Raw genomic sequence first — 14,974 nt, forward strand, 5'->3', positions numbered from 1 at the left:
ATTAATAATTGTTAGACTTGTAAAGCAGGTTTCATTCCCATTTCTCTTAAATGTTTGAAATGCGCAATGATGGCTTTACGTGTGGTTTTATATTCGTTATATGGTAAGTTAAACTCTTTAGCGGTTTCCTTTACGATTTTTCCGATTTTATCATAGTGAATATGACTAATATGAGGGAAAATGTGATGTTCAATCTGGTGATTTAATCCACCGGTAAACCAGTTAATGATTCGGCTTTTTGCACCAAAATTAACTGTTGTTTTTAACTGATGAATCGCCCAAGTGTTTTTCATGGTACCGTCTTTTTCAGGGAGTGGCATCTCAGCCTCTTCCATAACATGTGCTAACTGAAAAACAACACTTAAAATTAATCCGGCTGTATAGTGCATGATAAAGAAACCGATTAAAATTTTCCACCAGGCAATCTCTAAAACAAGCATTGGTAAAATAATCCAAATAGCTATATATATGACTTTAGAGATCACTAATTTACTCCAGTTCCAAACCGGATTAGGGAATTTTCCGTAAGACAATTTGCGTTTCATGTAACGTCTCATCTGTTGCCAGTCGGTAGTGATGGCCCAGTTAAGCGTTAATAAACCGTAAAGGAGTACTGAGTAGTAGTGTTGAAATCTGTGGTGCCAACGCCACTCAGAGTGTTCCGTAAAACGTAAAATACGTCCGGCTTCTAAATCTTCATCGTGGCCGTGAATGTTGGTATATGTGTGATGAAGTACATTGTGTTGTACCTGCCAGTTATATACATTTCCAGCAAGTATGTAAATACTGCTACCCATAAGGCGGTTAACCCATTCTTTATTAGAAAAAGCACCGTGGTTACCGTCGTGCATAACATTCATACCAACTCCAGCCATACCAATTCCCATAACAATGGTTAATAGTAATTGTGCCCAGCCAGGGATGTTTAATGTTAGTAATAAAAAGTAAGGCGTTAAAAATATTGAAAACATAACAATAGTTTTAAGCCAAAGTTTCCAATTCCCCGTACGTTTTACATTATTTTCCTTAAAGTATTCATTCACACGTTTGTTAAGTGTTCTGAAAAACTTTGCAGAATCTGTTCTTGAAAAGGAAAGCGTTTGTTTTGACATTCTTTAAATTTTAATATGATTACTGATAATAATTTGCCCATCATACCTGCAGCAAAGATAGGTATAAACCAACTGAACTTATAACGTTTTTTTGTAAAAATATGTGTTTAAAAAGCATATTTTTGTTGAAAATTTAACACGAATGGAACTTATACTGAAATACTTCCCAAACCTGACAGAAGATCAAATTAATAAATTCAAATTACTGGAAACCCTATATCAAGATTGGAATTTAAAAATCAATGTGGTGTCTCGCAAAGATATTGATGAGTTGTATTTACGTCATGTGTTACATTCTTTAGGAATTGCTAAAGTGATGCAGTTTAAAGATGGAAGTAAAATTATGGATGTTGGAACAGGGGGAGGGTTTCCCGGTATTCCGTTAGCAATTTTATATCCAGAGTGTTCGTTCCATTTGGTTGATAGTATCGCTAAAAAACTGAAGGTGGTTAATGAGGTTGTTGAAGGCTTAGGACTTACCAATGTAAAAACGACGCATTGCCGTGTTGAGGAAATTGATGATACTTACGATTTTATTGTCAGCCGTGCCGTTGCTGCTATGCCAACTTTTGTACATTGGGTAAAAGGCAAAATAGCCAAGGAACAAAGACATGATTTTAAAAACGGTATATTGTATTTAAAAGGAGGCGATTTAACTGAAGAACTTCAGGATTACAAAACCGCTACCATTTATGATTTAACCGAGTATTACACAGAAGACTTTTTTGAAACTAAAAAGATGGTGCATTTACCTCTGAAGTATAAAGGGTAAATTTATAATTTAACCAATTCATTATAAATTTCACTGAAATAGTAGTACTGCTTATTAAACCAGTAGGTGTCTTTAAAATGGTTAATACTTTCTATAGAACGGTCTGGATCTATAATATGACCTGCTTTTTCAAAGAAAAGTTTGGCATTTTGTAAGTCGTTCATTTTGTAATTAGAAATGGCCAGGCCAAGCATGGCATCAAAATCAAGTGCATCGTATTTAAGAACTGTATTATAGTCGGCAGAAGCTTTGGTGAAATCACCTAGGAATAACTGAGCCGTTCCTTTAAAAAAGTAGGCGTAGGAGTTGGTGTTATCACGCCTTATGGCTTTTTCAAAGTCGCTAAGAGCATCTTTGTAATAGTTAATGCTCATCAGGAAAACACCACGATTATAAAATGCTGTTGAGGTTCTATCTATGGTTACCGCCAGAGTGTAATTGTTAAGCGCATTTCGGTATTGTTTTAAAGCGTTATAACTTTCAGCTAGTCGGTAAATCGCTTTGGTGTCTGAAGGGTAGTTTATCACAATTTTGTGAAAGGTTTTGGCGGCATCTTCATATTGACCCAAATCGTATTCTGCACAACCTTGGCTGTAAAGCGCATCAATAAAATTAGGATCTAATTCATAAGCTTTTTTGTAATCTTGCTTGGCATTTTCAAAATCACCTAAAGCATATCTTGAATTTCCACGGTTGTAATATGTGTCAGGGTCTGGTTGTAAAACAATGATTTTAGAATAATCAACTATGGCGCCATAGAAATCTCCTAAGTCATTTTTTGTTAAACCTCTTAAAAAATAAGCATCCAGATTTTTGGGGTCTAAACCTATAACCTGATTGCATAATTCGATGCGTTCCTGTAGATCTGTACTGCGTTCGGCCTGACGCATGAGTTTATTGGCTTGAGCAAAAGTTGTAAAACTGGATATAAGTAAAGCGGTAATGATTAGTTGTTTTTTCATAATTAAGGGTCGTCAAAAAATGTGCCTTTCTTATATGTAGAAAAGCATACTGAAAGATAATTAATTTTCTACAGAAAAAATAAAGCCCATCAAATTTGATAGGCTTTATTTCAATAATCATAATTTAAACTTCTATTCTCCTAAAAATGGATAACGGTAATCTGTTGGAGTTACAAAAGTTTCTTTTATTAAACGAGGTGACACCCAACGTAATAAGTTTTGTGGGCTACCTGCCTTATCGTTGGTTCCAGAAGCACGGGCACCACCAAATGGTTGCTGTCCTACAACGGCTCCAGTACATTTATCGTTAATGTAGAAGTTACCAGCACAATTTTGTAATGCTGTAGTCGCTTCAGTAATGGCGTATCTGTCTTGAGATAAAATAGCGCCAGTTAAAGCGTATTCACTTGTAGCATCAACTAATTTCAAAGTTTCAGCGTAAGCATCGGCTTCATAAACATAAATAGTAATCACAGGTCCGAACAACTCCGTTTCCATTGTGGTATAGTTTGGGTTAGTTGTTACAATTACAGTAGGTTCAATAAAGTATCCTTTACTCTTATCGTAACCACCACCAATAATGATTTCAGCGTCAGCATCAGCTTTCGCTTGCTCGATGTATTTTACTAATTTATTGAATGATCCTTCGTGAATTACAGCAGTAATGAAGTTACTCATATCTTCAGGAGATCCCATTTTGAAAGAGTTAACATCTTCTATAAGTTGTGCTTTAACAGCATCCCAAAGGTTTGATGGGATGTATGCACGAGATGCTGCACTACACTTCTGACCTTGGTACTCAAAAGCACCACGAACAATAGCAGTTGCTACTTGTTTAGGGTTGGCCGATTTATGTGCCATGATGAAATCTTTACCACCAGTTTCACCTACAATTCTAGGGTAAGTTTTGTAATTGTGAATGTTATTTCCAATTTGTTTCCAAAGTTCTTTAAAAATAAAGGTAGAACCTGTGAAATGTAATCCTGAGAAATCTGGGTGTGATAACACCGTTTCAGAAATCATTACCGGATCACCAAATACAACGTTAATAACACCCGCAGGTACACCAGCTTCTTCAAAAATATCCATAATCACTTTTGCTGAATAAACCTGGCTGTCACTTGGTTTCCATACCACTACGTTACCCATTAATGCCATACATGCTGGTAAGTTTCCTGCAATAGCGGTAAAGTTAAAAGGTGTAACCGCATAAGTGAACCCTTCAAGAGGTCTGTACTCTACACGGTTCCAGGCATCGCTTGTGCTTTTTGGTTGCTCGCTGTAAATTTCAGTCATGTACTGAACATTGAAACGTAAAAAGTCTACAAGCTCACAAGCTGAGTCAATTTCTGCTTGGAAAATATTTTTAGACTGCGCCATCATAGTCGCAGCATTAATTTTATAACGGTAAGGACCAGCAACAAGTTCAGCAGCCTTTAAAAAGATAGCAGCACGTTGTTCCCATGGCATTAATGCCCATGTTTTTCTGGCTTCTAAAGCTGTAGCGATAGCATCTTCTACATGCGATTTTTCAGCTAAGTGGTATGTTCCAACTACATGTTGGTGATCGTGTGGAGGTGACATTGTTCTGGTATTACCAGTTTCAATGTTTTTTCCGTTTATATATAAAGGTACATCAACAGTACTGTTATACATGTTTTTGTATTCGGCTAATACAGCATCACGTTCCGGAGTTCCGGGAGCGTAAGACTTTACAGGTTCATTGACTGCAACAGGTACATTAAAGAATCCTTTTCCCATATTACGAGTGTTTTAGTTTTGTTTGTTTTTGTTCCTTGCAAATTTACGTTTTTTAAAACAGTTTATGGGTGAGGGAATTGTCAAAAACCTGTTAAAATTTCACGGAATTTTGTAAGTTGCAAATGAGTTACAAGACTATAATCCACATGTGTACAGTTACTTTGATTCCTAAAGAGGGAAATGATTTTGTATTAACCTCTAATCGCGATGAAGCACCTGATAGGGGTTCGTCGTTTCCTGAAATTTATATTGTCGATGACACGAAAGTTCTGTTTCCAAAAGATGAGATTTCCGGTGGTACATGGATTGGTATTAGTGAACAAAATCGAGTGGTTTGTTTGTTGAATGGCGGTTTTGAAAGGCATGAGCGTAAAGTGTCGTACAGATTAAGTCGCGGTGTGGTTGCAACAGATTTTATGACATTTAAAGATGTAGAAGGGGAAATAAGTGTTTTTAATTTTTCGAATATCGAACCCTTTACTATGGTGATTGTTGATTGGAATACGCATTTGAAATTTTTTGAATTGGTTTGGGATGGAGAAACTAAACATTTTAAGCAATTGCCTTTAAAAGAGCATATTTGGTCCTCAACAACCTTGTACACAAAAGCAATGAAAACGGAGCGTCAATCTTGGTTTGAAGATTTTAAAACAGAACATGAATTAACGGCAGAAACACTCCTGCAATTTCATAAAACAGCAGGACAGGGTAATTTGGATTATGGTGTAATTATGGATCGTGGTTTTGTGAAAACGACGAGTATCACACAAATAGAAAAGTCGAATCGACAGCTAGGTATGCGTTACAAAAACTTATTTAAAGGAGAGACGTCTTATAAAGCATTAGAACTTCCTCAAACAGTCAATGAATAACAATACTGGCATTATTTTAACCTTGGCCTATCCAGAAACTATAGTTATGGTTTCTAAAGAATGGTTTTCTCCGTTTTTAAGATTTTTGGGGATTGGCAAGAAGAATTATTTACGCGCAGGACATGCGGCTTTGGTGTTGATAAACAAACGAACAGGTGTTTTAGAGTATCACGATTTCGGACGTTATATTACACCGGAGCCTACAGGTCGTGTTCGCGGAAAGGATACCGATAACGAATTAGATTTTCCGTTGAAGGCTGAAATTGATGGTGATACCATTTTGAATCTGGATACCATTTTGAAATTTCTTGCAACACATCCGAAACTAACGCATGGTGATGGTAAATTAATAGCATCAGTTTGCAATGCTGTGGATTATCATAAAGCCCGAAATCATATTACCGAAATGCAAAACAAGCATTTTATTCGGTATGCGGCATTTGTAAAAAATGCCTGTAATTGTGCGCGATTTGTAACCGATACTTTAATAGCTTCGGTGACGGATGTAGGGATTAAAAGTAAACTGAAACAATCAAAATGGTTTACGCCAAGTACAGTTGGGAATGTAGTGTTGGCGAATACGGAATCTCAGGTTTTTGAAGTATCGGAAGAAGGTGAAATTAGTATTTTTAAAGGGTCGCAGACTAGTGAAAATATACGCTGTTTTCTGGATAAATTGGAATGGCATGAACCGAATTTTGTAGGAACGCTGCATCCTAAATCGGTTGGTGTATTACATGATAAAGCGCAGTGGTTGCCCGGTATTGCTGCAGGGGCTTGGTTTGAGTTGCATGATTTAGAGGAGGTATTGCTTTTTAAATTTAGACGAATTTCACCTTATGGTAATGTTGATATTGATGCCGTATTTAAAAGTGAAAATTCAGGCTTCGATTATGATAGCCATTTTGAATTTGTACATTATTCGAATTGTAAATTCTTTCATGTTAAACAGAAAGGAGAACTATTCAGGTTTGAAAAGGTGCACTAATCAATTGTTAATTATTTTCTATTTCCAACATTAGGCTTTGAACTTGATCTAAATCTTTTTCTAAAACTTGTAATTCAACCTCGAAGGTGGGCATGTAGTTCATTGTTTGAGTGGTATATTGATTTTTTAAAAAGCAAACAATGCCTTCTGATTCTAATCTACCTTTAAGAATAAGTAAATCGGTTTCAAAATGAGATTTTTTAATGGTGATAAACTTCATGGTTTTAGGGTTTTAATTAATCGCAAACGGAGCGCTTAATTTAAATGTAGGAATGGTTACTTTAAATATGCTGTTGGTTGAAAAGTTAAGCATGCTGTAAAATCCTTTCATAGCGCCGAATGGTGAGGAAAGCAGGCATCCTGAAGAGTAGGTATGTGATTCTCCGGGTTGAATAATCGGAGTTTTACCAATAACACCTTCACCTGTAACGATTTCCACATTGTTTAACGCATCGAAAATATCCCAATGTCTTGAATTAAGTTGGACAATATCCTTACTTTGGTTTTCTATAGTTACGGTATAGCCAAAAGCATACTGTATTTTGTAGTCTCTGTAAAATGAGCCTTCGTAGGTAGTTTCTACCGAGATTTTTATGCCTCTTGTTACTAATTGAACCATGTTAGCTTTTGGTGAATGGGAATAGATATACTGCTAAAATAATAAATATTAGTAGTTCTTGGTAAAATTTAATCAAATGTGTCAAAAAAAAAAGACATTGAAACGTAAATTTAATTTGAAATATTTACCGAGCTACCTTCGCCAATCCCTACTATTTTATCGTAACGTGCACCTAAATCTCTGTAATATACAATAACCTTGTAGTTGTTTTCGGTTTGATAAAAATTACCGCTAATGGCACCTTCGTTAATCGATTTATCGTTGTTAGCCACAATAAATTTATAGTTGTAAAATCCTTGTTTTAGCAGTAGAGATGTAGAGAACGTATCTCTGTTTTCATCGTAAATTAACTGGGTGCTTTCATCAATGACGTAATTGTTGAAATTACCATAAACATGTATGTTTTTGTTTCTAAAGGTGTCGTCGGCTAAAAGTGAGAAATGAATCCAAACGTAGTCAGCTTCAATGTCCGGGTTTTCGGCATCAATGTTGGTTATTACGTAATTGCCATTGATATCCGGATTGTAAGTGTAAGGCTTGTTATAGCGAGCTACATTCGTGAAAAGATAGTTGTGATACAGCTCTTTTAAATCGATGAATTGTACACCAGTATTAGCAGCGCGTACATCTTTATTTTCGAAATATAAATATTCGTTGCCTCCCCAGAAACTAGTTTCGGTATCATACTTGTAAATAAGTTGCTTTCCAACTGTATATAGAGGTCTTAAATCTTTAATAGCTGTGTTTAAATTGTTATTTTGAACAATGACAATTTTTACGGTTTGCATCGGGTTGTTGAAGGCGGTGCCGTTAGGAGAAATGGTGACATCAACACGTTGTTTTTGTTCAATAAATTCTATGTTTCTAGCACGTTTAAGGGAAACACCTACCGAGGCTTCATCTTCATAAATCATAAATTTTCTCGAGAATACCAGTTCGTTATAACTGTTGAAAATAGAAAGCATATAATTACCGGAAACCTTTAAGCCTTTTGTGAATTGATTAGGAATGGTTAGTTTGTAATGCGAATAGATTTGATAGGTGTTGTATGAGTTTTGGTAGTTACGAATACGCTGATTATCGAAGCCGTTTAAATACTCTGATTTGAATAAAACTGAAGGCGTCCAGTCATGATTAAAATGCTCAATTTTATAATAGTAATCATCTTCATTTCCGTTTAAGGCATCAAACTCTAAATTTACATATTCCCCAAGTTTTAAAATAGGAAGTTGGGTTTCTGGTGTATTGCCTTTAAAATTTATGGTTTTTATGTAATCGGGTGGGTTTACTTCCTCAACCTGAGCAAAGCTAAAATGAGAAAAAAGACAAAAATATAAGAAGAGCTGTGTATTAATTTTCATTTAATTACGAATAATATATTGTAAAGATATGCAAAATTCATGCCCGGGCAATATTTGGTTATTTAGAATTAGTACAAATAACAAACTAAGCCAATACATTAATATTTATTACTGAAGAAATTCAGTAAATTTGCGACGCTTTTTAGACAACAAAATTCAATTATATAGCGTATGTCAAACGACATTAAGATTAAGAAAGGTCTGAATATAAAACTTAAGGGTGAGGCTGAAAAAACTGTAGAACAGGCAGTTGTAAGTAAGTATTGCACCATTAGACCTGAAGATTTCCACAGCGTAATTCCAAAACTTGTAGCTAAAGAAGGGACCACATTAAAAGCAGGTGAAACGATTTTTTATGACAAATCGAATGAGTCTGTAAAATTTGTGTCTCCTGTATCTGGAACTGTAGTAGAGGTAGTTCGTGGACCAAAACGTAGAGTAGATGCTGTTAAAATAGAAGTTGATAGCGAACAAGTGTATCAAGACAACGGTAAGTTTGATGTCAATGCGGCTAACCCAGGAATGGTTAAGGCGCATTTTTTGGCTTCAGGCTGTTGGCCGTTTATCAAACAACGTCCGTATGATGTTGTTGCTAATCCGTCTAAAACACCAAAAGCTATTTTTATTTCTGGTTACGCAAGTGCACCACTAGCAGCCGATTTAGATTTTACTTTAAAAGGTAAAGAAGCAGAATTACAAGCTGCCGTAATAGCCCTTGGTAAATTAACCGAAGGAAAAGTACATGTATCGGTAGGTGCTAATTCTAATTCACCTTTAGCAAGTTTATCTGGAATAACTCTCCACAAAGTATCAGGACCACACCCGGCAGGGAATGTAGGGACACTTATCAACAGAGTAGATCCTGTGAATAAAGGTGAAGTGGTTTGGACGGTAAACGCGCAAGATCTTGTTATTATAGGAGAATTGTTATTAACCGGTAAATTTAACGCAGAACGTATTGTGGCGTTAGCAGGTTCTGAAATCGAAAAACCACGTTACTTTAAAACCAAAATAGGTAGTGAAGTAGCCACCATGATTTACGATAAAGGTATTGTGCAAGATACTAATGCTCGTATTATTTCAGGTAACGTTTTAAGTGGGAAACAAGTAAAACCAGATGGCGCTTTAGATTATTACAGTAATGTAATAACCGTTATTCCAGAAGGTGACGATTACGATTTCTTCGGATGGAACAAACCGGTATTCAATAAAATCTCTACTTCGAGAGCATTAACCTTCTCATGGTTAAATCCTAAAAAAGAGTACGATTTAAATACTAATACAAATGGTGAGCACCGTGCTTTTGTAGTAACTGGTGGTTACGAAGAAGTATTTCCGCTGGATATTTATCCATTACAAATTTTAAAAGCTTGTATGTATAAAGATTTAGATGAAATGGAAGCTTTAGGAATGTATGAAGTAGCTCCTGAGGATTTTGCATTAACAGAATTCGTTTGTGTGTCTAAGCAACCGCATCAAAAAATTATTAGAGAGGGTTTAGATTTAATGCTTAAAGAGATTGGATAATAGTCGTTTTGTTTAGCAAAATGAAAATAAACTTTATTCATTTTTCCAATTAAAATGAAAACTATAAAAAATGAGTTTAAAAAATAAATTACATGTTTTAAAAGAAAAGTATAAAAGCACGAAGTATGCTCCGGCATTCAATGCGCTTCATACTTTCTTATACTTGCCAAACGAGACCACCCATGGTGGAACACACGTTAAGGCAGCCGATGATTTAAAGCGTACCATGAACACTGTTATCATGGCTATGATTCCGTGTTTAATTTTTGGAATGTTTAATGCAGGGTATCAACACAATTTAGCTGTTGGAGAAATTCAAGCAGTTTCAAGTGGTTTCTTTAGTTCAGAATTCTGGACTTTAGCAAACTTCGCTATTGGATTCTGGAAAATCCTTCCATTAGTTATTGTGTCTTACGGTGTTGGATTAGGAATTGAGTTCTTATTCGCAATTATTAAAAAACACGAAGTTGAAGAAGGATATTTAGTAACAGGTATGTTAGTGCCGCTTATTGTTCCTATCGATATTCCACTTTGGATGCTTGCTGTAGCAGTAGCTTTCGGTGTAGTAATTGGTAAAGAAGTTTTTGGAGGTACAGGGATGAACATCCTTAATCCTGCTTTAACTATTCGTGCATTCTTATTCTTCGCATATCCAACCTGGATGTCTGGAGATAAAGTATGGGTTGAAAGCGCTGTTGAAAGAACAAACGAGATTGCAGCCGGAGCTAATTTAGATGCTATTTCTGGTGAAACTATTTTAGGTAGCTTAGCGCAAGGAAAAGAATTCGCATTTTCTGTTTCAGACATGTTCTTAGGATTTATTCCTGGTTCAGTTGGTGAAACATCTACATTATTAATTCTTTTAGGAGGTTTATTTTTAATCTTTACGAAAATCGGAAGTTGGAGAATCATGTTGTCTTCTGCTTTAGGAGCGATCGTTATGGGCTTAATCTTCAATCAGGTTGTTGATGCCGGTATTATTGCTGAAGGAAGTAAGTTTTACGGATTAATGAACACACCATTCTGGCACCACTTATTAATTGGAGGTTTTGCTTTTGGTACCGTGTTTATGGCTACAGATCCTGTAACGGCTTCACAAACCAATAAAGGAAAATGGATTTATGGATTTTTAATAGGATTTATTTCTATTTTAATTCGTGTATTCAACCCGGCATATCCGGAAGGTGTGATGTTAGCGATTCTATTAATGAACGTATTTGCGCCAACTATCGACCATTACGTAGTACAAGGTAATGTGAAGAAAAGAATGAAACGTTTAAAAGCTAAAGTTGCATAACGATGGAAAATAGAACAGACAAGAATTCATATACTATTCTATTTGCGATAGCAATGGTAGTAATTGTAGGAGCCTTATTAGCATTTACGGCTTCTTCATTAAGTCCGAAGATTTCAGAAAACATGCGTATAGAGAAACAACAAAACATTCTATATGCTATGGGAGTAAATAATAATGATGCTGGAAGTGCTGTGTTTGTTGACACTAAAGAAGCTTCAGAATTATTTGCTAAATATATTACTAAGCAAGAGGTTATTAAAAACGGAAGCGTTGAAGAAAATGACCAGGCTTATTTAATCGATCTTAAAAAAGATAAAGCTGCTGCTGGTGGAGATACTGCTAAACGTAACTTACCTCTTTTTGTTGGAGAGAAAGACGGAAAAACATTTTACATCGTGCCTATCTACGGAAAAGGACTTTGGGATGCCATCTGGGGATATGTTTCAATGGATGAGAATATGGTTATTCAAGGTGCATATTTCGATCATAAAGGAGAAACTCCTGGTTTAGGAGCGAACATTAAAGAGCGTTTCTTTATGGACGATTTTATTGGAGAGCATTTATTAGATGCTAACGGAAACTTTAAAGGGGTGGAAGTGGCTAAAGGAAATGCAGATCCAACAAATGAAGATAAAACAGACAATGAGGTTGATGCTATTGCAGGAGCAACTATTACAGGTAATGGGGTTGCAGCAATGATTAAAAGCGATTTAAAGCTTTACAAACCTTATTTTGATAATTTAAAAACTAATTAATCGTATGGGACTTTTATCAAAAAAAGACGCAAAGTTAATTACAGACCCGTTAGCAGATAATAACCCGATTACTATTCAGGTTTTAGGTATTTGTTCGGCATTAGCAATTACAGCACAATTAAAAGCATCAATTGTAATGGCTGTATCTGTAATGTTTGTATTAGGTATAGGTAACGTTGTTATCTCTTTAATGAGAAACATTATTCCTTCAAAAATTAGAATTATAGTTCAGTTAGTTGTTGTTGCAGCTCTAGTAATTATAGTAGACCAGGTATTAAAAGCATTCTCATACGAGTTAAGTAAAACCTTATCGGTGTTCGTTGGGTTAATCATTACCAACTGTATTATTATGGGACGTTTCGAGGCCTTTGCTTTAGGTAACGGACCATGGAAGTCGTTCTTAGATGGAATTGGTAATGCTTTAGGTTATGGTATTATTCTTATTATCGTTGGTTTCTTTAGAGAATTATTAGGTTCTGGTACCTTATTAGGATTTAAAGTTTTAGGAGATCCAATCGAAAAAACTGGATTATATGCCATAGGATATGAAAATAATGGTTTCATGTTATTATCGCCAATGGCGTTAATCGTGGTAGGTATCATTATTTGGGTACAACGTTCTAGAAACAAAGCATTAATCGAAGACTAGTCTCTAATTTAGGATTCTGATTTCAGAATTCATAATTGAAAACATATGGAACATTTAGAATTATTTTTAAAATCAATATTTATAGATAACATGGTATTTGCTACGTTCTTAGGAATGTGTTCTTACCTTGCAGTATCTAAAAAAGTTTCAACAGCTGTTGGTTTAGGGGCTGCCGTTATTTTCGTAATGCTTATAACAGTACCTTTAAACTGGTTGTTAGATCAGTATATTTTACAACCTGGTGCCTTAAAATGGTTAGGTGAAGAATATGCAGCTTACGATTTAAGCTTCTTATCATTCATCTTATTTATTGCTACTATTGCAACTATGGTACAGTTAGTAGAAATCGTGGTTGAGAAGTTCTCTCCATCATTATACAACTCACTTGGTATTTTCTTACCACTTATCGCTGTAAACTGTGCGATTTTAGGAGGGTCATTATTCATGCAATCTCGTGAAATTCCAAGCTTAGGTTTAGCAACAGTATATGGTGTAGGTTCTGGAATTGGATGGTTTTTAGCAATTCTTGCTATTGCTGCTATCCGTGAGAAAATCAGATATTCAAACGTGCCACCTGCATTACGTGGTTTAGGGATTACCTTCATCATTACAGGGTTAATGGCTATTGGATTTATGAGTTTTGGTGGTATGTTAACTGGTGGTGATGATGAGGCTAAGAAAGAAGAAAAAACAGCTTCTGTTCAAGAGGAAACTCCAACCAACGACCATGTTGCTTTAAATGCAGCTGAAATAGAAAAAGAAGAGTTAGCTAACAATACAAATAATTAAGATGATTTTATTAGCAGCAGGTACAACAGGAACAATAGTAGCAACGGTAGTCGCGTTCTTAATTATTACGCTTTTACTGGTGACCTTACTATTAGTAGTAAAACAAAAATTATCACCTTCAGGGCCGGTAAAAATTACTATTAACGGTGAAAAGGAAATTGAAGTTGCTTCAGGAGGTAGTTTATTATCTACTTTAGGAAATCAAAAAATATTTTTACCATCGGCTTGTGGTGGAGGTGGAACATGTATTCAGTGTGAGTGTCACGTAAATTCTGGTGGTGGTTCAGCACTTCCTACCGAAACACCTCACTTTACACGTAAAGAATTACAGCACGGTGCGCGTTTAGCTTGTCAGGTAAAAGTAAAACAAGATATGGATATCACCATACCAGAAGAGGTATTTGGTATCAAAAAGTGGGAAGCAGAAGTAGTGCGTAACTACAACGTAGCATCCTTCATTAAAGAGTTCGTAGTACGTATCCCAGAAGATATGAACTATAAAGCGGGTGGGTATATTCAAATTGAAATCCCTAAGTGTGAGATTAAATATTCAGATATTGATATTACAGCACACCCTGAAGAGCATGAAACTCCAGATAAATTCCAGGCAGAATGGGATAAATTCGGATTATGGCCGTTAGTAATGAAAAATGACGATACGGTAGAAAGAGCTTACTCTATGGCTTCTTACCCTGCAGAAGGTCGTGATATCATGCTTAACGTGCGTATTGCCACGCCGCCATGGGATAGAAACAAAAATGGATGGATGGATGTAAACCCGGGGGTTGCTTCATCTTACATTTTCTCAAGAAAACCAGGAGATAAAGTAATCATCTCAGGTCCTTATGGAGAATTCTTTATCAATGAGTCTGAAGCAGAAATGCTTTATGTTGGTGGTGGAGCAGGTATGGCACCAATGCGTTCACACTTATACCACTTATTTAAAACATTAAAAACAGGTCGTAAAGTAACGTATTGGTACGGTGGACGTTCTAAGCGTGAGTTATTCTACTTAGATCATTTCTACCAGTTAGAGAAAGAATTCCCTAATTTCCGTTTCTTCTTAGCGCTTTCTGAGCCATTACCAGAAGATAACTGGAAAGTTAAAGCGGATATCGATTCTCCAGGAGATGGTTTCGTAGGTTTTATTCATAACTGTGTTATTGATAACTACTTAAGTAAACACGATGCTCCGGAAGATATTGAATTATACTTCTGTGGACCACCGTTAATGAATAAAGCGGTACAAAAAATGGGAGAAGATTTTGGTCTTCCAGATGAAAACATCAGATTCGATGATTTCGGAGGATAAACCAAAACTTATAATACACAAAAAGCCAACTGTATCAGTTGGCTTTTTTTATGGTTAATTTTAATACAATTAATTTAATAAAAGACGAATACTTGTTATGTTCCAGATAATAACAATTCATGGTTTAATTTAAAGATGATTTAATAATATTATTCTTTACTTAAAAACTAGAAATCATTAATTATTAATCAAGTCAAA

Annotated in this window: 15 protein-coding genes; 9 read left to right on the plus strand and 6 right to left on the minus strand. The window is 35.6% G+C overall.

What is annotated here, in order from left to right:
• Positions 1-11: 11 nt before the first annotated feature.
• Positions 12-1,112 (minus strand): fatty acid desaturase family protein, encoded by a 1,101-nt coding sequence (locus ICJ84_RS13110; RefSeq protein ID WP_188216866.1) that lies wholly within the window; start codon positions 1,110-1,112, stop codon positions 12-14.
• A 142-nt stretch (positions 1,113-1,254) separates the two neighbouring features.
• Between ICJ84_RS13110 and rsmG the strand changes: the two genes are divergently transcribed.
• Positions 1,255-1,884, plus strand: a complete 630-nt coding sequence (rsmG, locus tag ICJ84_RS13115) for a 16S rRNA (guanine(527)-N(7))-methyltransferase RsmG (protein WP_188216867.1) — start codon at positions 1,255-1,257, stop codon at positions 1,882-1,884.
• 2 nt (positions 1,885-1,886) lie between these two features.
• Here rsmG and ICJ84_RS13120 read toward each other — a convergent pair whose 3' ends face one another.
• Both ICJ84_RS13120 and pruA read right to left on the minus strand, forming a co-directional pair.
• The gene (locus tag ICJ84_RS13120) at positions 1,887-2,846 is read right to left on the minus strand and encodes a tetratricopeptide repeat protein (protein WP_188216868.1); all 960 of its coding nucleotides are present in this window, start codon (positions 2,844-2,846) and stop codon (positions 1,887-1,889) included.
• 132 nt (positions 2,847-2,978) lie between these two features.
• Entirely contained in the window at positions 2,979-4,607 is a 1,629-nt protein-coding gene (gene pruA / locus ICJ84_RS13125; RefSeq protein WP_188216869.1) for an L-glutamate gamma-semialdehyde dehydrogenase, read from the minus strand.
• Between the two features lie 146 nt (positions 4,608-4,753).
• On the opposite strand from pruA, the gene ICJ84_RS13130 reads away from it, so the two are divergent.
• On the plus strand, positions 4,754-5,479 hold the full coding sequence (locus tag ICJ84_RS13130) for an NRDE family protein (RefSeq protein WP_188216870.1): 726 nt from the start codon (positions 4,754-4,756) through the stop codon (positions 5,477-5,479).
• Positions 5,472-6,467 (plus strand): DUF6695 family protein, encoded by a 996-nt coding sequence (locus tag ICJ84_RS13135; RefSeq protein WP_188216871.1) that lies wholly within the window; start codon positions 5,472-5,474, stop codon positions 6,465-6,467. The genes ICJ84_RS13130 and ICJ84_RS13135 overlap by 8 nt, the downstream gene beginning before the upstream one ends.
• 7 nt (positions 6,468-6,474) lie before the next feature.
• Here the strand turns inward: ICJ84_RS13135 and ICJ84_RS13140 are convergent, their stop codons facing one another.
• The 3 genes from ICJ84_RS13140 to ICJ84_RS13150 all read right to left on the minus strand — a co-directional run bounded on the left by ICJ84_RS13140 (position 6,475) and on the right by ICJ84_RS13150 (position 8,447).
• Positions 6,475-6,687: a putative signal transducing protein gene (locus ICJ84_RS13140; RefSeq protein WP_188216872.1), complete on the minus strand. Its 213-nt coding sequence runs from the start codon at positions 6,685-6,687 to the stop codon at positions 6,475-6,477.
• Positions 6,688-6,699: 12 nt separating this feature from the next.
• Positions 6,700-7,086: a Co2+/Mg2+ efflux protein ApaG gene (apaG, locus tag ICJ84_RS13145; RefSeq protein WP_188216873.1), complete on the minus strand. Its 387-nt coding sequence runs from the start codon at positions 7,084-7,086 to the stop codon at positions 6,700-6,702.
• Positions 7,087-7,196: 110 nt separating this feature from the next.
• Positions 7,197-8,447 (minus strand): type IX secretion system plug protein, encoded by a 1,251-nt coding sequence (locus ICJ84_RS13150; protein ID WP_188216874.1) that lies wholly within the window; start codon positions 8,445-8,447, stop codon positions 7,197-7,199.
• A 171-nt stretch (positions 8,448-8,618) separates the two neighbouring features.
• Between ICJ84_RS13150 and ICJ84_RS13155 the strand changes: the two genes are divergently transcribed.
• The 6 genes from ICJ84_RS13155 to nqrF all read left to right on the plus strand — a co-directional run bounded on the left by ICJ84_RS13155 (position 8,619) and on the right by nqrF (position 14,776).
• Positions 8,619-9,974 carry a Na(+)-translocating NADH-quinone reductase subunit A gene (locus ICJ84_RS13155; RefSeq protein ID WP_188216875.1) on the plus strand — a complete coding sequence of 452 codons (1,356 nt, stop codon included), beginning with the start codon at positions 8,619-8,621 and terminating at the stop codon, positions 9,972-9,974.
• A 70-nt stretch (positions 9,975-10,044) separates the two neighbouring features.
• Positions 10,045-11,271, plus strand: coding sequence for an NADH:ubiquinone reductase (Na(+)-transporting) subunit B (locus ICJ84_RS13160; protein WP_188216876.1), 1,227 nt, complete (start codon positions 10,045-10,047; stop codon positions 11,269-11,271).
• A gap of 2 nt (positions 11,272-11,273) precedes the next feature.
• Positions 11,274-12,026: a Na(+)-translocating NADH-quinone reductase subunit C gene (locus ICJ84_RS13165; protein ID WP_188216877.1), complete on the plus strand. Its 753-nt coding sequence runs from the start codon at positions 11,274-11,276 to the stop codon at positions 12,024-12,026.
• Positions 12,027-12,030: 4 nt separating this feature from the next.
• Complete coding sequence (locus ICJ84_RS13170) at positions 12,031-12,675, plus strand: NADH:ubiquinone reductase (Na(+)-transporting) subunit D (RefSeq protein ID WP_188216878.1); 645 nt, start codon at positions 12,031-12,033, stop codon at positions 12,673-12,675.
• A gap of 45 nt (positions 12,676-12,720) precedes the next feature.
• The gene (nqrE, locus tag ICJ84_RS13175; protein WP_188216879.1) at positions 12,721-13,464 is read left to right on the plus strand and encodes an NADH:ubiquinone reductase (Na(+)-transporting) subunit E; all 744 of its coding nucleotides are present in this window, start codon (positions 12,721-12,723) and stop codon (positions 13,462-13,464) included.
• Between the two features lie 4 nt (positions 13,465-13,468).
• The gene (gene nqrF, locus ICJ84_RS13180; RefSeq protein ID WP_188217008.1) at positions 13,469-14,776 is read left to right on the plus strand and encodes an NADH:ubiquinone reductase (Na(+)-transporting) subunit F; all 1,308 of its coding nucleotides are present in this window, start codon (positions 13,469-13,471) and stop codon (positions 14,774-14,776) included.
• Positions 14,777-14,974: the final 198 nt, after the last annotated feature.

The organism is Aestuariibaculum suncheonense, from assembly GCF_014596935.1.
GTDB lineage: Bacteria > Bacteroidota > Bacteroidia > Flavobacteriales > Flavobacteriaceae > Aestuariibaculum > Aestuariibaculum suncheonense.